The organism is Flavobacterium hungaricum (genome assembly GCF_015182285.1).
Classification (GTDB): Bacteria; Bacteroidota; Bacteroidia; order Flavobacteriales; family Flavobacteriaceae; genus Flavobacterium; species Flavobacterium hungaricum.
On record NZ_PRDM01000001.1, the window covers coordinates 218,393 to 241,617 of the forward strand.

Annotated in this window: 20 protein-coding genes; all 20 read right to left on the bottom strand. The window is 35.0% G+C overall.

Going from position 1 to position 23,225, the window contains the following annotated elements; translation table 11 throughout:
• Nucleotides 1–115: 115 nt before the first annotated feature.
• A complete protein-coding gene (locus tag C4F50_RS00825; protein ID WP_193844542.1) occupies nt 116–514 on the bottom strand; it encodes an acyl-CoA thioesterase in 399 nt (132 codons plus the stop codon).
• Nucleotide 515: 1 nt separating this feature from the next.
• Nucleotides 516–1,649: a 3,4-dihydroxy-2-butanone-4-phosphate synthase gene (gene ribB, locus C4F50_RS00830; RefSeq protein WP_193844543.1), complete on the bottom strand. Its 1,134-nt coding sequence runs from the start codon at nt 1,647–1,649 to the stop codon at nt 516–518.
• 2 nt (nt 1,650–1,651) lie between these two features.
• Nucleotides 1,652–3,106, bottom strand: a complete 1,455-nt coding sequence (locus C4F50_RS00835; protein ID WP_193844544.1) for an LptF/LptG family permease — start codon at nt 3,104–3,106, stop codon at nt 1,652–1,654.
• An 8-nt stretch (nt 3,107–3,114) separates the two neighbouring features.
• Nucleotides 3,115–3,741: an outer membrane lipoprotein periplasmic chaperone LolA1 gene (gene lolA1, locus C4F50_RS00840; protein ID WP_489114252.1), complete on the bottom strand. Its 627-nt coding sequence runs from the start codon at nt 3,739–3,741 to the stop codon at nt 3,115–3,117.
• A 73-nt stretch (nt 3,742–3,814) separates the two neighbouring features.
• Nucleotides 3,815–6,268 carry a DNA translocase FtsK gene (locus tag C4F50_RS00845; RefSeq protein WP_193844545.1) on the bottom strand — a complete coding sequence of 818 codons (2,454 nt, stop codon included), beginning with the start codon at nt 6,266–6,268 and terminating at the stop codon, nt 3,815–3,817.
• A gap of 18 nt (nt 6,269–6,286) precedes the next feature.
• Nucleotides 6,287–6,661 carry a diacylglycerol kinase family protein gene (locus C4F50_RS00850; protein ID WP_193844546.1) on the bottom strand — a complete coding sequence of 125 codons (375 nt, stop codon included), beginning with the start codon at nt 6,659–6,661 and terminating at the stop codon, nt 6,287–6,289.
• A gap of 13 nt (nt 6,662–6,674) precedes the next feature.
• Nucleotides 6,675–7,172 carry a thiol peroxidase gene (gene tpx / locus C4F50_RS00855; protein WP_193844547.1) on the bottom strand — a complete coding sequence of 166 codons (498 nt, stop codon included), beginning with the start codon at nt 7,170–7,172 and terminating at the stop codon, nt 6,675–6,677.
• Between the two features lie 749 nt (nt 7,173–7,921).
• Nucleotides 7,922–8,179, bottom strand: a complete 258-nt coding sequence (locus tag C4F50_RS00860) for a DUF6952 family protein (RefSeq protein ID WP_008462029.1) — start codon at nt 8,177–8,179, stop codon at nt 7,922–7,924.
• A 112-nt stretch (nt 8,180–8,291) separates the two neighbouring features.
• Complete coding sequence (locus tag C4F50_RS00865; protein ID WP_193844548.1) at nt 8,292–8,600, bottom strand: thioredoxin family protein; 309 nt, start codon at nt 8,598–8,600, stop codon at nt 8,292–8,294.
• Nucleotides 8,601–8,835: 235 nt separating this feature from the next.
• Complete coding sequence (locus C4F50_RS00870) at nt 8,836–9,474, bottom strand: peroxiredoxin (RefSeq protein WP_057119327.1); 639 nt, start codon at nt 9,472–9,474, stop codon at nt 8,836–8,838.
• 125 nt (nt 9,475–9,599) lie between these two features.
• Nucleotides 9,600–11,213: a glycoside hydrolase family 3 protein gene (locus C4F50_RS00875; protein WP_193844549.1), complete on the bottom strand. Its 1,614-nt coding sequence runs from the start codon at nt 11,211–11,213 to the stop codon at nt 9,600–9,602.
• 2 nt (nt 11,214–11,215) lie between these two features.
• Complete coding sequence (locus tag C4F50_RS00880; RefSeq protein ID WP_193844550.1) at nt 11,216–11,665, bottom strand: GNAT family N-acetyltransferase; 450 nt, start codon at nt 11,663–11,665, stop codon at nt 11,216–11,218.
• A gap of 30 nt (nt 11,666–11,695) precedes the next feature.
• Nucleotides 11,696–12,523 carry an XAC2610-related protein gene (locus C4F50_RS00885; protein ID WP_193844551.1) on the bottom strand — a complete coding sequence of 276 codons (828 nt, stop codon included), beginning with the start codon at nt 12,521–12,523 and terminating at the stop codon, nt 11,696–11,698.
• Between the two features lie 54 nt (nt 12,524–12,577).
• A complete protein-coding gene (locus C4F50_RS00890) occupies nt 12,578–12,919 on the bottom strand; it encodes a hypothetical protein (protein ID WP_193844552.1) in 342 nt (113 codons plus the stop codon).
• 22 nt (nt 12,920–12,941) lie between these two features.
• Entirely contained in the window at nt 12,942–14,216 is a 1,275-nt protein-coding gene (locus C4F50_RS00895; RefSeq protein ID WP_193844553.1) for an MFS transporter, read from the bottom strand.
• Nucleotides 14,203–15,774 carry a glycoside hydrolase family 10-like protein gene (locus C4F50_RS00900; RefSeq protein ID WP_193844554.1) on the bottom strand — a complete coding sequence of 524 codons (1,572 nt, stop codon included), beginning with the start codon at nt 15,772–15,774 and terminating at the stop codon, nt 14,203–14,205. The genes C4F50_RS00895 and C4F50_RS00900 overlap by 14 nt, the downstream gene beginning before the upstream one ends.
• A gap of 92 nt (nt 15,775–15,866) precedes the next feature.
• Complete coding sequence (locus C4F50_RS00905; RefSeq protein WP_193844555.1) at nt 15,867–17,138, bottom strand: acyltransferase family protein; 1,272 nt, start codon at nt 17,136–17,138, stop codon at nt 15,867–15,869.
• A 178-nt stretch (nt 17,139–17,316) separates the two neighbouring features.
• Complete coding sequence (locus tag C4F50_RS00910; protein WP_193844556.1) at nt 17,317–18,522, bottom strand: anhydro-N-acetylmuramic acid kinase; 1,206 nt, start codon at nt 18,520–18,522, stop codon at nt 17,317–17,319.
• Between the two features lie 127 nt (nt 18,523–18,649).
• Entirely contained in the window at nt 18,650–21,655 is a 3,006-nt protein-coding gene (locus C4F50_RS00915) for a serine hydrolase domain-containing protein (protein WP_193844557.1), read from the bottom strand.
• A gap of 47 nt (nt 21,656–21,702) precedes the next feature.
• Entirely contained in the window at nt 21,703–23,208 is a 1,506-nt protein-coding gene (locus C4F50_RS00920) for a sodium:solute symporter (protein WP_193844558.1), read from the bottom strand.
• Nucleotides 23,209–23,225 lie beyond the last annotated feature (17 nt).

Here is a 23,225-nt window from a genome sequence, read left to right on the forward strand (position 1 = left end):
GCGAGTGCAAATATAAGACGCTTTTTCGGTTCTCAAAACTTTTTCAGCGCTTTTTTTTAGTTATTTTTCAACTGTCTAATTATCAGTATTTCGGAAATAGATATTTTTGAAGAAACTAGGCTTCGTCATCTAAAATCGGTACTGGTTTCTTGTTTTCGTCTACCGCTACAAACGAAAAAGTTCCAGAAACTACCGTCTCACGAAGTTCAGAATACATCTGCTCCATAAAAATGTCTACGTGAATTTTACAGCTCGTTCTTCCAACACTGTCTACTTTTGCTACTAATTCGATTAAAGTTCCTGCAGGAATTGCTTTTTTAAAGTCAATCTGCCCCGTAGAAATCGTGACCATTTTTTTGCGGCTGAAACGCGTGGCGCAGATAAAAGCTACTTCATCCATTAAATGAAGTGCAGTTCCGCCAAATAAAGTGTCGTAATGATTAGTTGTGCTTGGGAAAACAGCTTTAAAAATGCGTGTTTCAGATTTTATAATTCGTTCTTCTATTGTACCCATATTAGTAGTTTACGTATTCCGTTATTTCAAGGCCGTAACCAATCATACCTACGCGTTTAGTCTGTTCGGTATTAGAAACCAATCTGATTTTAGAAATATCAATATCATGAAGAATCTGGGCTCCAATTCCGTAATCTTTGCTGTCAATAATAACTTTAGGAGCTTTTAACGTGCCTTGTGACTGAAGTGATTTAAGTTCAGAAATTCTGTTTAAAAGATTTACTGCCGTCATATCCTGATTGATAAAAATAACAGCTCCTTTTCCGTTTTCATTGATTACTTTAAACATATCGTCCAATTGTTGTTCTGCATTATTGGTTAGAGTGCCTAATAAATCATTGTTTACCTGCGAAGAGTGAATTCTCGTTAAGATTGGTTCGCCCAAATTCCAGGTTCCTTTGGTTAGCGCAATATGTATTTGTTTGTTGGTGGTTTGTTCGTAAGCTCTTAATCTAAAAGTTCCAAAACGGGTTTCAATATCAAAATCTTCTTTTTTAATGATTAAGCTGTCGTGCTGCATTCTGTAAGCAACTAAATCTTCAATAGAAACCAATTTCAAATTGAATTTTGTAGCCACTTTAATCAATTCCGGCAGGCGAGACATTGTTCCGTCTTCATTCAGGATTTCACAGATTACTCCTGCAGGTTTAAATCCTGCTAAACGAGCAAAATCAATGGCAGCTTCTGTATGTCCGGTTCTTCTTAAAACACCTCCTTGTTTGGCAATAAGCGGAAAAATATGACCAGGACGAGCCAGATCGTGAGGTTTGGTGTTAGGATCAACCAAAGCTTCGACTGTTTTAGAGCGGTCTGCAGCAGAAATACCTGTTGTTACCCCATTTCCTTTTAAGTCGATTGAAACTGTAAAAGCAGTTTCCATATGATCCGTATTATTAGTAACCATAGCGCGAAGATCCAATTCTTTACAACGGCTTTCTGTAAGTGGTGTACAGATCAAACCGCGGCCGTGAGTTGCCATAAAGTTAATCATCTCAGGAGTTACTTTTTCGGCAGCAGCCAAAAAATCACCCTCATTTTCGCGATCTTCATCATCGACTACAATGATAACTTTACCTTGACGAATATCTTCTATAGCTTCTTCAATGGTGTTCAATTGTATTTTAGTTGTTGACATAATTATTCTTTGTTTTGAGCTGGGAAAAAGCGCTCGGAAATTTTTTGAAAAAATAGTGAAATCGGCGTCGTAATTGCATCAAAATTGATTAACCCGTTGTCGTTGGTTGCGCGATACGTAAGTAGAATTGCCAGCGGCGACAAAATAAACGACGACATCCATGATCCCATAAACGGAGTCATTCCGCCTTCCTGCGACAATCTTTTTCCAAAAGTATTGATGAAGTGGAAGGTAATGAAGATTAAAACGGCAAATACAATCGGAAGCCCAAGTCCGCCTTTTCTAATAATAGCGCCCAAAGGAGCACCAATAAAGAACATTAAAAAACAGGCAAAGGTAATTACGAATTTTTCGTACAGCGCATTCATGTGCTTGTTAATTTCTCTTTGTTTATCTTTTAGATCTTTTTGAGTAGTCTCAATAGTGTAAATATTACTTGTAATATTGCTGGCAGCCATTTTTAGAATGTCTGCTTTTTCTTTACTGTTGTATAGAGAAAGAAGGTTTGCAGGCAGTTCTTTTTTCTTAAAATCTTTTTTTACTGAAGTTGGCGGTTTTCTTATTCCAACGCGCTGATTAATGTTTTCTGAAAAAGAAAGAATCTCGTTATCTAGATTTTTGTTTAAGGAATCTAACGTGTATCGAAGTTCGTTTACATTCAGCATTCCGTTAGTGCTGTTGATGCTTTCTTTGCTGTCATCAACTTTATTTAGTTCAGACAAATCAATATTGATGATGTGCTTTTTAAAAGCTCCTTTTATAAAAGGCAGTTTGGCTCGCTCTTCGTATTTTTTTGGAGTAACATCTTGGTAATAATAACCATCGTTTAAAACTAATTTTAAAATACTTGATTTTTCATTACTGATCAATTCTCCATCTTTAGCTTTAATAACCGTTTTGTTTTCGCCCATATTATTAGGCTTTTCATGAATGGTTACGCCAGTAAGATGGTTTCCGTTTTCTCCCGATTTTTTTACAACTTTAATATTGTAAAAACCAACGTCGTTAAACTGACCTTCTGCGATCGCCATAGCGGGTTTGGCTTGCGCAATATTTTTTCTGAAGTTAACGAATTTATATTCCGCATACGGAATAACATTGTTGGCAAACCAAAAGGCAACAATGCTCAAAATGCAGATAAATACAATTAAAACCCTCATGGCTCTCTGTAAAGATATTCCAGAAGATTTCATGGCGGCGAATTCATAATTCTCGGCTAAATTTCCGAAAGTCATAATCGATGCCAATAAAACAGAAAGCGGTAAAACCAGCGGGATAATTCTCGGCATAGAGAAAAGCAGGAATTTTACAACCAAAAGTAAATCAAGATCTTTACCGGCAAGTTCAGAAATAAACAGCCAGACAGTCTGTAAAATGAATATAAAAAAAAGGATTACAAATACCGTAGTAAATGTAATCAGAAAAGTTTTTAGTAAGTATTTGTCTAAAATTTTCAACCTTGTAATTAATCTAATTTATTAATGTAGTATTTCGGGTATTTACTCGCTACAAATGTAAATTGATTTTTTGACAATGGCTGATTGGTTTTAAAAGAATTAACGGTTAAAGTTGTTTTTGTTCCGTTTTTTCCTGTTTCAATCAAATTGTAAATGTGTTTTGTCTGAACATCAATACCTAACAAAATTTCTTTTCTTTGGTCTTTCCCAGATGTTGGTGCCAATTTGATGTATTGAATTTTTCTTCCTTTTACATTTTGTACAATGTCCATCGTGTATTTATAGCCAGAATTAAAGAACGTAAGCATTTTTGAAGGCGTGATAGCATTGTCATCTTTTTCATTTACTTTAGAAATAGTAACTTCTTCGTCTTCTGGAACAATAGTGTAGGTTTTTTGACCGTCAAAAATTTTAGTAACGCCCATAAAATTCAATACGTATTGATTGCCTTTCATGGTAACATTTCCTTTACTGTCTTGATTTATGTTTTCTTTGCTATTATTTAGTGAATATTTAAAATCGATAACAATATTATCGTAGCTTTTTATTTTAGAAGTCACTTCGTTCAATAAATCCTTAGCTTTTTTATCCTGCGCCTGAATAGAGGTGAAGCTCAAAAGCAATATAACTGCCATTTGAAAACACTTTTTAGTCATGTTTGTGATAGAATTGTTGTTGATTTCTTGAAATTTTGCTTTCATGATGAGATTAATTTTGTTCATTATTAAAAAATTGATCAAGAGCACTTAAATCTAAAATATTAACACTACGTGCTTTACTGCCTTCAAACGGACCAACAATTCCTGCTGCTTCCAGCTGATCGATCAAACGACCGGCTCTGTTGTAACCTAACTTTAATTTTCTTTGCAGTAATGAAGCAGAACCTTGCTGTGCATTGACAATAATTTCTGCCGCTTCTCTAAATAAAGTATCTCTTTCAGAAATATCTATATCAAGATTAATGCCACTTTCTTCACCCACAAACTCCGGAAGCAAATAAGCTGTAGCATACGCTTTTTGGCCGCCTATAAAATCTGTAATTTTTTCTACCTCTGGAGTATCAATAAAGGCACACTGTACACGTACAACATCGTTTCCGTTGGTGTATAACAAATCTCCGCGTCCGATAAGCTGATCGGCACCTTGTGTGTCCAAAATAGTTCTCGAATCGATTTTAGACGTTACTCTAAAGGCAATTCTCGCAGGGAAGTTGGCTTTAATCAAACCAGTAATAACATTAACAGATGGTCTTTGTGTAGCAATAATTAAGTGGATACCGATCGCACGAGCCAGCTGTGCCAGACGTGCAATAGGGATTTCAACCTCTTTTCCAGCGGTCATAATCAAATCGGCAAACTCATCGACAACCAAAACGATGTAAGGCAAAAAGCGATGACCGGCTTCTGGATTTAATTTTCTTGCTTTAAATTTATCGTTGTACTCTTTTATGTTACGAACCATCGCATCTTTTAATAAAGAATAACGATTGTCCATTTCGGTACAAAGCGAATTTAAAGTATTAACAACTTTTGCGTTGTCTGTAATAATAGCATCTTCTGTATCTGGAAGTTTGGCTAGGTAATGTCTTTCTATTTTATTGAAAAGCGTAAGCTCTACTTTTTTCGGATCGACCAAAACAAATTTTACTTCCGCCGGATGTTTTTTATATAAAAGCGAAGTTAAAACCGCATTTAATCCAACCGATTTTCCTTGTCCCGTAGCACCCGCCATTAGTAAGTGAGGCATTTTGGCTAAATCGACAACAAAAGTTTCGTTTGAGATAGTTTTACCTAAAGCAATTGGCAGTTCCATTTCGGCTTCTTGGAACTTAGCAGCGCCAATAACACTTTTCATCGAAACCATCGTTGGATTCTTGTTTGGGACCTCAATACCAATAGTTCCTTTTCCTGGAATTGGTGCGATAATACGAATTCCTAATGCAGAAAGAGATAAGGCGATATCGTCTTCTAAACTCTTGATTTTAGAAATCCTGATTCCGGCTTCTGGTACAATTTCGTACAATGTTACAGAAGGTCCAACGGTTGCTTTAATCTGAGCGATTTCGATTTTGTAGTTACGAAGCGTATCTACAATTTTGTTTTTATTTTCTTCTAATTCTTCTTGGTTGATCGTAATTCCTCCAGTTGAATATTCTTTTAATAAATCAATTGTAGGGAATTTGTAATTCGATAAATCTAAAGTTGGGTCAAATAAACCGAAATCGGCAACCAGGCGAGAAGCTAAGTTTTCTTCGATAATATCTTCTTCTTCTGCTTTTTCGATTACAAAAGCTTCATCGGGAGCAACTACAGGTACTTCTTGCTTAGGTGTGATTGGTTTTAAAATCGGATTCAATTCAATTTCAGAAGAATGTGAAATTGTTGGTTTTAAAGCTTCTTTGTTGATTTCGAATTGAGAATCGACTGTTTTGATGTGAATATTATCTAAGTCAGGATCATTTTCAGGCTCTTCTACCGCAAACTCTTCCAGGTTATAAGCACTTTCTGGTTGTGAAGTGACCGGCTTTAAAGTTTCCAGCTCTGATTTGAATTCTTTTTTAGTAGAATCAAAATACGATTGAATTTTTTCTGGTGATACTTTAATTTTGAATATTAAGTACACAATTAATCCGAAAAGCAGTGTCAATAAAGTTCCTGTTTTTCCGATATAATCTTGTAAAAATAAATTGAGCTCGTAACCAATTGTACCGCCTAATTCTGGTGCAGAAGTTGCAAAAAAGCCAAATAAAACGGAAACAATAATGATAGCAAAAATATCCCAAAACCAAGTGTTTTTAAGTTTTTGGGTCGAAAGTTCTAGTGCTAAGAACATTCCGGTAAGGAAAAATAAACGCACAAATACAAAAGACGCAATTCCAAAGCCTCTGTAGACAATCAGATCTGCAAGATATGCTCCAAATTTACCAAGCCAGTTTTGCACCACTTCGTCGCGGTCCCCCAGCTGGCTTACTGCGCTTTGATCGGTCTGCCATTGTCCATTTACGTAAAATGAAATAAAAGCGACCAAAAGTGCAATAGAGAAAAGAACCAAAAGACAGCCTAAAACAATTTTTTGCTGTTTGGTCATTTTCAAAGATCTTTTATGGTCTTCTTGTTTGTCTTTTTTTTTGTCTAAAGTTTCTTTTTTGCTAGTTTTTGCCATTCTTGCGTTTACTGTTGCCTAAATAAATTTTGGAATATAAATAATCAAGCCTATTGCGATTGCAGTCATTGCAGCAAAAAATACTGCCCCTGCAGCAATATCTTTAATAAAACCGATTCGTCTGCTAAAATCGGGGTGGATAAAATCGGCTATTTTTTCAACTGCTGTATTTAATCCTTCAATGCTTAAAACAAAACCGATGGCTAAGGTTTGGCAAAGCCATTCGGTTTGTGAAATCTGAAAATAAAACCCAGCTATGGTCATGATAATCCCTAAGGAGAATTGAACCATTATGCTGTGTTCTGTTTTTATTAATTTTACGGCTCCATTAAAGGCATATTTCATGCTTTTTAAGCGACCCGTAACAAAAGTGTTATCTTTTTGAAACTCCATTTAAGAGGAAATATTATAGTGCTGCTAAAGCTGCTTCGTAATTTGGTTCGTTTGCAATTTCTGCAACTTGTTCTGTGTGGATTACTTTTCCAGATTCATCAACAACAATGATTGCTCTTGAATGTAAACCTGCTAAAGGCCCGTCAGTAATTTCTAAACCATTTGCTTTACCAAAAGCACCTGTTTGAAAATCAGATAAATTTACTACATTTTCTAAACCTTCAGCACCGCAGAAACGTTTTTGAGCAAAAGGTAAATCTCTAGAAATACATAAAACGGTTGTGTTTTCTAAATTACTTGCACTAGCGTTAAATGTTCTAACAGATGTTGCACAAGTTCCTGTATCTACACTTGGAAAAATGTTTAAAACTAATTTTTTACCAGCAAAGGTGCTTAATGAAGCTGTTGATAAATCGTTTTGAACTAATTTGAAGTCAGCTAATTGTGAACCAACTGCTGGTAACTCGCCTGATGTATGTACTGGATTTCCTCCTAATGTGATAGATGCCATGTTTTTTATTTAAAATTAATGAGGCTCAAAAGTAAGGATTAATATTTGAATCTAAAAGTATTTGTTAACGGTTTAAGGAGAGATTAAGGACTCCTTTTTAATAGCCACGAATTCACGAATTTGCCATTTTTTGTCAAATTATTTCTAGTCATAACTTTTGTTTGGAAGAATGATGTTCTCTTTATTTGGGACTCTTTGTATTCAACTTTGTCAAAGTGTTATTCGAAATAGTTTATAGAAATTGAGACTGAAAACCACAACTGAAAACGTTTACCCGCGAGAGGGATAGAAGCTGGCTACCGAAGTAGCGCGGATAGCCCGACAGCATCGCGATAAAAGGGCGAATAAGCGAAAAGTGAATTTGCCCTTTTATCGCGATGGTGGCTCGCCCAGATTTTAGATTTTAGAATGTAGATTTTAGTCCCGAAGCCTCGGGATAGATTTTAGATTTTAGAATGTAGAATGGGGAATGGGGAATGGGGAATGGAGATTTTGAAGTATAGATAGATTGTAGACTTAGTTTGTCAAGCTGAGCGGAGTCGAAGCCCAGCAAAGATTAGCCATTTAGTTTGCAGAGCTGCTTGTGTGGGTTTCGACTCTGCTCAGCCTGACAAACATGACTTGAAGCGTGAGCTGGGAAACTGCAACTGAACACTAAAAACCTGACCACTGAATACTAAAAAAAGCGTCCCTAAAATAGAAACGCTTTCCTGTCATGTTTTTTGTTTTTTTTTGAAAAGGAGGCTCGATTATTTATCGATAGAACCTAAAACACGTTTCATAAACGTATTTAAAGCTTCTTTTTTATCAGTTCCTTGAGCTACAAGTTTTTGAACTTCAAGGGCACCGTACATATTTGAAATTAATTCGCCGATTACGTCCAATTCTTCGTCTTTTAGGGACGGAATCTCTGTCATTGCTTCTAGAACTTCAATGGTTTCTATAATGTAATCCTGATCGTTTTCTTCGATGAATTGCGTTAAATGCTTTATTACTGGTAATTTCATAATTTTAGACTTCTTAGATTTTTAGACATTCTTAGACTTCTTAGACTTTTTTAAAGTTTGTAGACAACTTCTAAGAAGTCTAAAAATCTAAGCCAGTCTAACTAATCTGAATTTAAGCAATTGCGTTTACAAGATCGATTAAAACTTCTTGCTTGTTGGTTTGTGTTTCGCCAACCAATTGTCCGTTTACAAAAGTTGCAAATGTTGGCAGATTGCTTACATTGGCTAATTTTCTTGATTCTGGAGAATTTTCTGCATCAACCAAAACAAAAGTGATAGCTTCATTTTCTGTTGCTAATTTTTTGAATTTTGGTTTCATAATACGGCAGTTTCCACACCATGAAGCTGAATATTGTACTACTACTTTTTCGTTTTTAGCAATTAAATCTGCTAACGTATCTTCGTTTAAGTCGATTAACATTTGTTTATTTTTTTAAGGTTCAAAGTTACAAAGGTTCAAAGGGACAAAGTTTTGGAACTTTGTATAAAAAGTGTTTTGCAAAACTAGGTTGTTTTGCATTTGACCTCTGTTGTATTTAATTAGAAAAGATCTTAAAGTAACAAAAGTTCAGGGGCAAAGTCTTGGACTTTGTTTATAAGCAGCAAGAGAGCCTTTGCCACTTTGCACCTCTGAACCTTTGTACCTTGTATAAAAATTAGTTTGCGCTTAAGTATTCAGCAGTACTAACTCTGTCAGCAGACATTGCTTCTTTACCAGCTTCCCAGTTTGCAGGACAAACTTCACCTTTAGTCTGGATGTGTGTGTAAGCGTCTACCATTCTTAAGTATTCGTTTACGTTACGTCCTAATGGCATATCGTTAACACTTTCGTGGAAGATTTTTCCAGTTTCGTCAATAAGGTAAGTAGCTCTGTAAGTTACGTTTGAACCTTCGATGATAACTGAATCAGTATCTTCGCTGTAGCTTGTAGATTCGATATCAAGAATACCTAAAATGTTAGCTAAGTTACGGTTTGTATCTGCTAAGATTGGGTAAGTTACACCTTCGATACCACCATTATTCTTTGGAGTGTTTAACCACGCAAAGTGCACTTCGTTTGTGTCGCAAGAAGCTCCGATTACGATAGTATTTCTTTGCTCGAATTCTGGTAATGCAGCTTGAAAGGCGTGTAATTCTGTTGGACATACAAAAGTAAAATCTTTTGGATACCAGAACAATAGTACTTTTTTGTTGTTGTTTACTGCTTCTTCAAAAATGTTGATTTTTAAATTATCACCCATTTCTGAGATAGCATCTACTGCAATACTTGGGAATTTTTTTCCTACTAAAGACATATTTTTCGTTTTACGTTAAAAATTTATTTCTGATGCAAAAGTAGGGGATAAGTCCAGTTGATTACAATAAGATGTGATTATAAAAACTTATAAGTTGATAAATTTTGGCTATTTAAGTTTTTAACTCATTGAATTTCAATGTTTACGGGCAAGATTCCGTTATGCGAAATTTTAGCTAAAATTTTTTCAGCTGCTGTTTTTTGAAATTCATCAAAATCCTGATACGCTTGTAAGAGTTCTACAGCATTTTTTAAATTGGGAATTAGAGGCATTACATACGGATTTCCGAAGACGTAAACAATGCACTTTTTAGTTTGAAGCAGATTGGAAAGTAAATCAAATACTTCGGTATCAATTTCAAAATTGTTTAAGGGCTTTGCTTTTGGAGGGAAAATTGCAATTAAAATCGTTTCAAAACCTTCCAGATTTTTTTCAATTTCTTGAAGGCTTGAATTTTCAAGATTTTCAAAAGAAAACTCTGGGGATTGTAATGCTGAGTTTAAAGTTTTGAAAAATGTATTTTCTGTATTTTTATACAAACTCAGTTTTGCTAATTGCTTGTTTTTCTGTGCTTCAAAAATCAATTCAGGATTTGAATTGTCTATGATTTTTGTAATAGTGTTTTGAGCAACTTCGAGATTTAATTCGGATGTTTTTTCAAAGTTTAATTCGCCTGAAGCTGCAGTATTTCCAGAAAGAATGCCTGCTTTTTCTTTGGCTTTCATTATTCGGTTATAACTTTCAAATATTCGGTCTGGAGAAGCATTTTTAAAGATGGCTTCAATTCCTTCGGGAACATTTTCGGCAAAACATAAAACGTCATTTCCGGCATTAAATGCTTCCCATTCCAATTCGCCTTTCGTATCATATAATTTTGAAACGCTGTGCATATTGAGGGCATCAGAAATTACTAAACCATCGTAACCTAATTTATCTCTTAGTAAATCCTGAATTACGGCTTTTGATAAAGTTGCTGAGGTATCTTTTCCATCGTTTAAACTCGGAACGGCCAAATGTCCAATCATAATCGAATCGACATTATTCTCAATTCCTTTGATGAACGGATACAATTCGTTTTCTAATAATTCTTCTAAAGTTTCCTTTAAAACGGGTAACCCTAAATGAGAATCTACGTTTGTGTTTCCGTGTCCCGGAAAATGTTTTAAACACCCTAAAACTCCAGCTTCTGATTGTCCTTTTAAATATTGAATCGCAAAATCGGCTACTTTTTCTTTGTTTTCGCCAAAAGAACGATATCCAATAACGGGATTATTCGGGTTGTTGTTGATGTCGGCCAATGGCGCTAAATTGTACTGAATTCCGGCAGCTTTTAAATCCAGGCCAATTTGTTTTCCGACTTCGTAAACTAAATGAGATTTAGCTGAAGGTAAAGCGCCAAGTGTAATCGCATAAGGATATTGGGGTGTTTTTTCGATTCGCATTGCCAATCCCCATTCGGCATCAATACTGATTAAAAGGGGCGTTGAAGCTGCTTTTTGATAACGAACAATTAAGGATTTAATTTTTTCGTAGCTGTCATCGTTAAAAACGACTTTTTTCTTGCTTTCATAATTGGTTGCAGCGCTCGCACGACTGTGAAAAAAGGTCAGTCCGCCAATATTATGTTCTTTAATAAGGCGTTCGGTTTCCTGAATGTTTTCTTCGGTATCGTTGATGAATACAGCAGGAAAGAAAAATTGTCCTATTCTTTGTCGTAATGCTTCGGCTGTCATTTTCATTATTATAAAGTCTTTTTCATGCAGACACTATTATCCATTTTCTCGTAAGGCGGATAATTTGGAATGATGGTATAATTTAGTTTTTGGTATAAGTTGATGGCTTCGGGCTGATTTTTTCCTGTTTCAAGAATGGTATAAATATAACCAGCTTCTTTTGCCCAGATTTCCAATTCGTTTAAAATGGCAGAAGCAATTCCTTTTTTGCGATGATCCGGATGCACATACATTCGTTTGATCTCGGTTTTGCCGGTTTCTTTTTCGCGAAAAGCACCACAGCCAACAGGAACTTCATTTTCATAATAAACAATTACATGTTTTATTTTATCGGTTTTATTAAACTGATTGTAAAACGCATGATCTTCGCCGTCTCTAATCGCTAAATCCTGATCTAATAAAGCAACCAGATTTATAAAATCAATATCGTCTGAATTGGTTCGTTTTATGGTAGTCATGATTTTTTGTTTTTGTTTTATGAATTATTTTTATTCAAAACCTTTTCCTGTAAACCAGTCAATTCCTTCAATGTTTTTATATTCATCCGGTATTGAATCTACTATGATTTTCTTTTTGTTGTCGGCTCTGTATTTATAAATAATTATTTTTCCTGTTTTTTTCTCTTCTTTATTCATTTCATATGCTACAGATTCTAAGGTATCTACTGCCTCGCCATTCCATTGATATTTATACATTGCAGTATATCCGGCATGCCCATAATTTATGCCTCTTATTATTTTTTCCTGTTGAGAAAAGGTAGGATTAATAAATTCAAAGTTTTTTGAAAATGTTTTTTTATCCTGTCTTAAAAGGTAAACATTGCTAAAAGCTTTTAAACAACAGCCAATAGCACCGTACCATTCAACGACAAAATCTTTTAATCCGTCTCCGTTAATATCCCTGATAGTATCGTTGCGATAAGTAATTGTCTCTATCTCATGAGAGATCACCTTTTCAAATTTATGATCTTCTTTTGAATAAATATCTATATAAACTCCATATCTGCCATATCTGTGAATGATTAAATGAGGAAAATCTTTTGTGAAATGATGATCCAGATTTAATTCCACTTCAAGTCCAGACGAGAGTACATATTTTTTTTGAAACTTATTCTTATCACTGTTTTGGCTGGCAATTTTTAAAGCATCAGATAAAACTTTTTTAAATGCTAAACTGTCATCTTCAATTTCTGCATCTTTTTCTGTTTCTACAAAAGTTTTTGAAATAGAATCTTTTTTAATTACAGCATCTTTTTTCTTTTCATTTGATTTTCCACATGAAAACAACAACAGTAAAATTGCAGTTATTGACAACATTTTTAGATTTAATGTCATGAGATTACAAACAAATTAAAAATTGAATTCGATGTTTTATTTCAGTTTAGCTTTCTTTTGTTTCGCCAATTGCTTTTTGGTTTCAATAGCTTTTTCTAGTCTGTTCTTAAAACGGAAAAGTTTTGGCAGACCTTCTAATCGGTCTTCAATAGTAATTTCTTCGTACACTACAATTGCTTTTTCAAGAACCCGAATTTCATTTTCCAGATCAAGCTGGTTTTTGTAGATTGTCGCCAAGCGATCGTACGGGTGATTTCCTTTAAAGCCTTCGGTTACATTTTCTTCATACAACTCAATTGCTTTTTCTAGATTTCCATTTTTCTCGAACTCTGATCCTTTTAGATTGCGTTCGTTCTGTAGATTTTCATTGATTTCCATAGTTAAGATGTTTGATTTGGGGTTAAACTTCTTCTTGTTTTTTCCCAAAATCTTTCGGGAAAATTAAAAAACGTGATAAAATAAGACCTGGAATTGTGGCGATGGAAACCCAAATAAAGAAGTTTTGATAGCCTAAATATTGTTGTATAAAACCGCTTAACATTCCTGGAAGCATCATTCCTAATGCCATAAAACCAGTTGCCAATGCATAGTGTGCTGTTTTTGATTCTCCTTCGGCAACATGAATCAAATACATCATGAAACCTGTAAATCCAAAACCATAACCAAATTGTTCTAAAATCACGACGGCATAAATGTAATAAATAGAGGCTGGATGAAAAAAGGCTAATAAAATGAATCCAATAATTGGTAAATGCATCGCTAAAAACATTGGAAGCATCCATTTGGTAAGACCTTGTTTAGAAATGGCAATTCCGCCTAAAATTCCTCCCAGAGTTAAAGCGCTGACACCAAAAGTTCCGTAAATTATCCCAACGGCTTCGGTATCTAATCCCATGCCGCCTAGTTCTTTTCCATCCAATAAAAACGGACTTAACATTTTTAGTAATTGCGATTCTCCTAATCTGAAAACTAAAATAAAAGCCAGGATTAAACCAATTTGTTTTTTCTTGAAAAAACTTACGAAAACGGTAGCAAAGTTTTGGTTTTTGTGAGCTTCTTTATTGTTTGCAACCGCATTGATTTCGTTTTTTGGAGTAAAAATGAAATTGTAAATAGTTATAAAAGTCATTAACAAACCAACACAAATCATTGTATATGACCAAGCTTTTGTATTATCACCGTATTTATGTTCTAAATAACCAGCAAAAAGTACAATTAATCCGTTTCCGGCAAGCATCGAAAGTCTGTAAAAAGTACTTCTGATTCCAAGAAAAAAAGACTGTTGTTCTTTAGGTAAAACCAATAAATAAAAACCGTCACTCGCAATATCATTTGAGGCAGAAGCAAAAGCGGCAACCCAAAAAATGGCAAGTGTCATCATGAAAAATCCATTAGCAGGAATAGTAAATCCGACTAATAAAAATGCAATAGAAATTAACAGTTGCATCGATAAAAACCATTTTCTTTTAGTTCCGTTTAATTCTATAAAAGGACTCCAAAGCGGTTTTATAACCCAAGGAAGATATAATAAACTGGTGTAAACTCCAATATCTTCATTTGTAATGCCAAGATTTTTGTACATAATTACTGAAACCGAAATAATTACGGCGTAAGGTAATCCTGAAGCAAAATTAAGAAGCGGAATCCAAAACCAAGGTTTATTATCTGTTTTCATTAGGCTGAGCTGGAATATAGTTTTTAAGTGATTTCTTTAAATCTATTGTGGTTGGTGAGCTTTCATTAGCATAATAATCAATAAAAGTGACTGCGCAGGCTTTGTAAAGATTCAGTTTTCCGCCTGCGATGGCAAAGGTAATTTTTCCGTCAACCTCTTTTATGGTAACTTTTTCTATAATTTTTGAAGGGTCGTTAATGTCTACTTTAGAAGTATGTTCGCCTCCATAAACAACCATATAGCGAACTCTTGTATTAAGTGGACTTTTGAATGTAAAATTATATTTGATACTGTCTTTATTGTACTCAACAACTTGAGGTTTATCGATAATAACGTGTCTTAAATTTGGAACAGCTAACGGAAGCGCAGGATATTTATATTGGTTTTCTTCTAACAGACGTACCACATCAAAATTTTTGCCCATAAACCATTTAGCACTGAAATAAGCACTTCCAGAAACATTTTTAAAGCTTCTCGCAAAATCTACCTGCGTAGGGATTTCGGTTGCAAAATTCCAGCTTTTATCCCCATCACCTCTAATTTTGTATGGGGCATGCCCAATATAAACAGCAGCATTATTAGAGTTTTCTGCCCACCATTTTACCAACTTAGAATAAGATGCTCTCGGATTATTCATGCTCCAATACAATTGCGGCATGATATAATCAATCCATTTTTGATCCATCCATAAAATAGGATCGGCGTATAAATCGTCGTAATTAGAAGTAGATTGTGTTTCTGAACCTTTTGGATCCTTCGATTTATTGCGCCAAACTCCAAACGGACTGATTCCGAACTGTACCCAAGGTTTGCTTTCTTTTATCGTGTTCGAAATAGCATGTACAAAGTTGCTTACATTCGCACGACGCCAATCGGCAAGGCTTAAACCTGTACCGTATTTTCGGTACGAAGCAGTATCATTAAATACTTTTCCAGGAACGGCATACGGATAAAAATAATCATCAAAATGAATCGCATCAATATCGTATTTATCAACTACTTCTTTTACCACTTTTGTTAAATGCGCCTGAACTTCTGGAAGCGCCGGATCGTAATAGTATTTGCCTCCGTATTCAATCATCCATTCAGGGTGTTTAAATATATCGTGCCCCGGACTTAACAGGTTTTTGTTTAAATCGAAAGTTGCACGGTATGGATTCAGCCAGGCGTGAAACTCAAAGCCTCTATTATGCGCCTGTTCAATCATCCAAGCCAGAGTATCATAATAAGGGGTTGGTGCCAAACCTTCTTTTCCAGTCAAGAAACGGGACCAAGGCGCAAATTCTGATGGATAAAAAGCATCACCGACACTTCTTACCTGAACAATAACGGCATTGTAATTTAGTTTTTTATAAGCCTCTAAAATTTCAAGATAATCAGCTTTTTCTTTCTCTACATTATCCGACGCAGTTTTAGGCCAGTCAATATTGACTACAGTGGCAATCCAAACACCTCTGAATTCGTTTTTTGGATGCAGTATTTTTTCCTGCGCGTGAGCAATCGTCGAAACGAGTAATATAAATAGGGCAGAGAATATTAGATACTGATTTTTATGCATTTCAAAGTTTTTAACAAAAACCAAAAATAGTTTTTTTAGATGATTATAAGAAATTTAAATTTCGCAATAATAATACCATTCTTTCTAAAGAGCTAAACTTTGAAAAGCAGCTTCCTTTTGTATAAAATCCATAAGATGATTGACCAGAAAACGGCATATAACAAAGCATAAGCCAAAGAGGCATTTAATGGATTTTCAAAATTAGGCACAATTCCAAATTCATAGATATAGGATTGAAGGTTGATTTCTTCTCCTGCGGTTTCTGGATGCGATATTTTTATATAACTCAAAACTCTCGGAATTATTCCAGAAAAATAAAAAACAATCATTGGATTTACTCCCCAGATCAAAAATAACTTGGCCCATTTTTTATAATCGGCCACATCAATAATATAATAAAGTATAGTTAAACAGATAGTTGCAATACCTGCGGTATACAATACGTACGAACTGGTCCAAAGTGATTTATTGATAGGAAATATAATATTCCAAAGCAGTCCAGAGACTATTAGAATTATTCCTGAAATAGATAATTTCTTTATGATTTCAGTTTTAGAAATGGGTAAATTTAAAAGCTGTCCGATCAACATTCCAGTGATTCCTGTTGCTATAGCGGGCAAAGTGCTTAAAATTCCTTCTGGATCCCAGGTTTTAGAAACGCTCCATAAATGTCCTTTTAAAACTAAATTATCCAGCCAGGCAGCAAGATTGGTTCCTTTGTCAAAATTGGCATCACCAAATCCTGGAACAGGAACAAAAGCCAATAATACATAATAACCGATTAAAATAGACGCTGCGATTACAAGTTGTGTTTTTAAATTTGTTTTTAAGTATAAAAGAGAAGTAAAGAAATAAACGACAGCGATTCGTTGTAAAACACCTGGAATCCTTACATCTTCAAAATGTTCTAAACCGCTGTAAGCTAGAAAAAGTAAGACAGCCAAGATCCCGAAAACAAGGTAGGTTTTGACTTTCATGCTAAAATTCCCCAAAAGTGCATAAGCGATACCAAAGAAAATAATAAGTCTTAGAGCTAAAAGCGCTAATCCTTCGAGACCAAATAAATGAATTCTGCCGAAAAAACCTAAAGATAATCCTAAACAGAAAATTCGCAGCGAACGAACTAAAATTTTATTAAAAACAGCCCCATCAAGATGTTTAACCGGTATGGCAAAAGGTATTGCTGTGCCCATTATAAAGACGAAAAAAGGAAAAACTAAATCGGTTGGTGTGCAGCCGTGCCACTCTGCATGTTCTAATGGCGGGTATATAGCAGACCAGCTTCCGGGATTGTTAACAATGGTCATTAATAAAAGAGTAAATCCCCTAAATACGTCCAATGAAGCTAATCGTTCTTTTTTCATGGTTTTGGTTTGTTAGTAGTTTATGGTTTTGATGCAAATTAATTCGACACGGATTTTACGGATTCACTATCGTGAAGACACGTATAAAAACGGAATTTTTATATAAGATACTCTAAAAATCAGCGAAAATCAGCGATTTCGCGATAGCGAATCTGTAAAATCCGCGTTACAATTCAAATTAATCCGGCATTGAAATTTTTCCCATCGTTACTGATGGAATTTTTGCAGTTCCGAAATTAAAATCGCCTCCAGAAACAGTTTCATTGGCCAAAATGGCGAATAAAATGGCTTCTTTGGCATCGCTGTTAATTCCTAAATCATCGCTTTTGTAAAATTGGCAGGGCAGTAATTCCTGCAGCCATTGCATTAATAACGGATTGTGTGCACCGCCTCCCGATAGATAGATTTTAAAATCTTCTATTTTATACTTCGTATTTTCAATCGTAAATTGAATTGCTTCTGCAATGGTTTCGGCAGTAAAACGTGTTAAAGTCGCCAATAAATCGGGGGCTAAAATATCGGTTAGATTACTTTTAGAAAGGGCTAATTCGACGTATTCGGTATTAAATAATTCTTGCCCGATTGTTTTTGGAAATCCTTTTTTGAAAAAAGCATTGTCTTTAAGGTTATCCAATAGTAACTGATTTACAGTTCCTTGTTTGGCTATTTCGGCATCTTTATCGTAACTTTTATCTAAGAAATATTTTTTTACAAAGAGATCAATTAAAGTATTTCCTGTTCCAGTATCGGTTACAAAAGTTTTTTCGGTTTTTAAAGCAGCCGGCAGATAAGTAAAATTAGCAATTCCGCCAATGTTGAGCATAATACGGTTTTCGCCTTCTTTTCCAAATAAAAAATAATCGCCATACACGGCTAATGGCGCACCTTCACCGCCTGCCGCAACATGTTTTTGCCTGAAGTCTGATAAAGTGATAATTCCTGTTTGCACCGCAATATGATCACCGTCGCCAATTTGTAAAGTAGCGTTTGGAAATTTGTCCTGCTGATGCAAAAATTTTGGAGCATGCAAAACAGTCTGTCCATGAGAAGCAATTAAATCGACTTCTTTCGGATCAATATTCCATTTTTCCAGACTTTCAGTAATCATTGAAGCGTGCAGCGATCCAATCCATTCGTTGAGCAAAACCAAATGCTGAAAATCTATTGTTTTTTTAGCGAATACTTTTCGAATTTCTGTTTTGATTTCTTCCGAATAATCGATGGTTTCAAATTGAAGTAATTTAACGTCGGTATTGACGCCGGAACCTGAAATTTCGCAGAGTGCAATATCCAATCCGTCAAGCGAAGTCCCCGACATTAAGCCAATAATTTTTCGGCTTTTCTTTTGAGCAATTTGATATAGTGCGTTTATATTTTTATTCATGAAAATACGTTTTTAAAACAGCTGAAATTGCTAGTTTTTTAATAAAACTTTGCGTCTTTGCGGCAATTCTATTGGATACTCTTTTTGCAAAGAAATAAAATCTATGTTACGATGCTAAATTTAATTATTACTTGTCAATAGATTCATAAATTATTTTTTGAATCTCTTCCCTTATTTTTTCTTTTGCTAATTTATTCCCTTCTTCACCAATTTCAGGATACGTTCTATTAGATAAAAACACATAAACAGTTTCGTTTTCTGGATCTACCCAAGCCATGTTTCCAGTAAAACCGGTGTGTCCAAAACTCGAAGCCGAAGCGCATTGACAAGTCGGGCCGTCTTTGCCTAATCTTTTATCAAAACCCAAACCTCTTTCTACGCCTTGAGGACAGTAAAAACAAGTGTTAAAAGTATCGAATGTGGCAGCGGTAAAATACTGTTCACCGCCGTAACTTCCTTTTTGAAGAAAAAGCTGCATCATTTTAGCAACATCCATGGCGTTAGAAAAAACTCCAGCGTGACCCGCAATACCGCCTTCCATCGCAGCAGCCATATCGTGCACGTATCCTTGAATTAACTGATGTCTGAAATAAGTATCAATTTCAGTTGGAGCAATTGCATTTTTGTCAAATTTTAATAACGGATTGTAAGTCGTATAATTCATTCCCAAGGAATTAAAGAAGTTTTCCTGACTTAAATCTTCCAGCTTTTTATGGGTTGCTTTTTCCAGATATTCTTTTAAAATGATAAAAGTAAAATCACTGTATTTGTATTCTTTTTTTAATGAGATAGGCGAGCCGGCAATAAACTTCATTATGGTATCATGATAATCATTTCTAATATAAAGACTGTCTGCAACTTTTGTAGTAAAATTGTTTTCGGCTATTTTTCTGTAATACTGCGGTAACGGATATCCTTTTGCATCCAAAGTCGATTTGTAAAACGGAGCCCATGCGATCAGTCCTGCATAATGATTTAATAAATCTTTAAACGAAATGTCTTTTTTATTCGATTTAGCAAACAACGGAACCATCGTTCCTAATTTGGTATCTAAAGTCACTTTTTCTTTATCGTACAACTGCATTACATTGGGCAGCGTCGAAATCATTTTAGAAATTGAAGCAACGTCGTACAGATCAGTATTAGAGACTTTTACATCTTTGTTGTAAGTGTGATAGCCATATGATTTCTGAAAAACTACATTTCCTTTTCGGGCAACCAAAACCTGCATTCCCGGAGCCATTTTGCCGTCAATTGCTTTTTGTGCCACAGCATCAATTTTAGAAAGAATAGCAGAACTCATCCCGACATTTTCGGGCATTTGAAACGCCAGACGATTAATTTTTTCGGTAGTAAGTCCGTCGTTTACTTTAAAGTTGTCATTTATAGAAACGGGCAGTTTTCCTTTTGCGCCTTTTGCACCAAATAAAATTTCTGCCGAAACGATCTGCGAAATAGGGGAGTTTTGATAGGAAACAACCAAGCCTTCAAATTCATCAAAATTTTTGATCGGAAGTAATGCGTAAGGTTTCGCAAAAAGATCTAAAATCACTTTATTATTCTGGGCAATTTTATTTAAAAAGAACAATTCGTTCGATTTAAAATCATGTTTTTCCCAAGCTTTGTTTACTTTATGATAACTCACAATAACCAAGTCAAATTTCTTTAATGCAGCATTTAAAGAATCAACATTGATGTTTGAAACTTCTGTAATTGCTGTATATTTTTTTAAAGTGGTGACAAAATCGCTGTTCACATCTTCTCCGAGTTTTACATAAGCAATTTTCTGTGTAAGGTCTTTTATTGGAAGAATTTCTCTTTCATTTTTTAAAACCGTTACTGCATTTTCATATAAAGTATAATGAAGCGCATCTTTGTCGGGACTGTTTAAATCTTCTTTTAAATTTTTTAAATCAACAGGTTTGTATTTGTTTAAACCTGCTTTGAATTTGTAATGCAGGATTTTTTTAACCGAATGTGCTAGACGTTCTTCTGTGATCTGTCCGTTGGCATAGAAAATTTTTAGTTTTTCTAGAGCTTTAGGAACATCATCCGGACAAAGAAAAATATCATTTCCAGCCAATAAAACAGCCAGTTCTAAATCGCCGACAGGTTTAAAATCGCTGGCGCCTTTCATGCCCAAGCCGTCTGTAAAAATTAAGCCTTCAAAACCCATTTGTTTTTGAAGCAGTTCGGTTACAATATTGTAAGAAGCCGAAGAAGGAATGTTTTGTGCTGGTTCTAAACTCGGAATGTTAAGATGCGCTACCATTACAGAAGCCAGACCTTCGTCAAAAAGCTGTTTGTACGGATATAAATCAACCTGATCGATTTGTTCTTTTGAAAGTAAAACTGTAGGAAGTGTTTTATGAGAATCAACGGCGGTATCGCCATGACCTGGAAAATGTTTTCCGGTGCACAAAACGCCTTGGCTTTGAATGCCTTTCATTAATGCAGCAGCTTTTTCGGCAACATTGGTTTTGCTTTCGCCGAAAGAACGATTCCCGATAATTGGATTGAGCGGATTGGTGTTAATATCTAAAACGGGCGCAAAATTAAAATGAATTCCCATTCTCTTGCATTCAATTCCCATATTGCGGCCGACGTTTTCCAGTAAAGCCAGGTCTTCAATCGCACCCAAAGTCATGTTCCACGGATAACGATAGGTTGAATCTAAACGCATTGCCAATCCCCATTCGGCATCAAGACCAATAAACAAAGGCACTTTGGCTTTTGATTGATAAATATTAGTCAATTTAGCCTGACGCATCGGACCGCCTTGAAAAAAAATGACACCGCCGACTTTGTATTTAGAAACTAATTCTTTGACTTTATTTTCATGTACAGAATCTTTATTGGAATAGGCATTCACAAAAAACAACTGACCCAGTTTTTCATCCAGAGACATTTGGGCATAAATACTGTCTGACCAGTGGTTTTCGGTATCAGAATCTTTAAAAAAAGGCTTTCTTTCCGATTTGGTTTTGGCAGTATAAACTTCGTCGTTTTCTGTGGCAGTAGGTTTTGCTGCTGCTGCTGCTGCTGTGGCTGTACTACTTTTAGAAACGCCGCAATTGACGATGAAAAAAAGAACCACAGTCAAAAGACCTATTTTGATAATAACATTTTTCATTAAATAATTTTTTGGCAATACACAATCTTGCATTGCTGTTTTGGCTTTTAGAAAGAGATTCTTTCGCTGGACTGTCTGCTTGTAAAATAAATTCCGATATAGGTAAATAATCCGTTGATGATAATCAATTCGTTATCAAAAGTATATCCGAATAATTGTGCTGCATTTTCGCTTAAGAAATACGTAAATATTGGCGATATGATGCAGATTATCGGAATCAGTTTGTCGTTTACCAATCTTGATTTTTGTAATAATCCGAAAGCGTATAAACCTAATAATGGGCCGTAAGTATACGATGCCGCTCTGAAAATTAAGGCAACAACTGAGGCATCATTAAAAGAATTTAGAACAATTATGACCAGAAAAAGTAAAATTGAGAATCCGAAATGCACCCAATGTCTGATTTTGACATTCTTATTATTGTTCAGGTTTTCTGCTTTATCCATTCCAAGGAAATCAACACAAAAAGAAGTGGTTAAGGCGGTTAAAGCCGAATCTGTTGTGGCAAAAGTGGCAGCTATAATTCCTAAAAGGAAAATAAAAGCCGGTACAATCGATAAATGGTTTAAAGCAATTTCTGGAAAAAGTAAATCGGTTCTTGGTTTTCCTGATGCTAAATCTAACGGAATTTGAACATTGTTTTTGGAAGCGTAAATGTATAATAAAGCGCCTAAACTTAAAAATATAATGTTGATCAAAACAAAAATCCCAGTAAACGTAAACATGTTTTTCTGTGCTTCGCCAATGTTTTTACAACTCAGGTTTTTCTGCATTAAATCCTGATCGAGTCCAGTCATTGCAATGGTTACAAACATACCGCCGAGAATTTGTTTTACAAAGTGGTACTTGCTCGTCAAAAAATTATCGAAGAAAAATATTTTAGAATAATTGCTTTTTTGAATCGTTGAAACTGATTCGAGCACCGTTAAATCTAAACTGTCGCAGACAAAATAAATGGTGATAAAAACAGAACTTACTAAAAAGAAAGTCTGCAGGGTGTCGGTAATAATAATCGTTTTAAGACCGCTTCTAAAAGTGTATAAAAAGATAAGGGCTAAGGCCAAAAGCACGGTTACGGGAAATGGAATATTAAAGTCGTTGAATACGTAACGCTGCAATACAATGACCACTAAATATAATCTGAAAGCCGAACTAATAGTTCTGCTGACTAAGAAAATTGAAGCAGCAGTTTTATAACTTTTGACTCCCATTCGCTGTTCAATATAGCTGTAAATTGAAGTCAGGTTCATTCTGTAATAGAGTGGAAGCAGGACTTTGGCAATGATGATAAAGCCAATGGCGTTTCCTAAAACAAATTGAAAATATTTGAATTGTTCTCCGTTTGGCGAGCCCACTTCTCCTGGAACAGAAATAAAAGTTACGCCCGAAAGCGCAGTACCAATCATGCCGAAAGCAACCAAATACCATTTAGAATTTTTATTGGCTTTGAAAAAAGAATCGTTGTCTTGTCCTTTTTTACTAATTACATTTGAGATGAAAAGTAAAAGTCCAAAATAAACTAATATGAAAATGAGGATGGTTGTAGAAGACATTTTTGGTTATGGTTTAG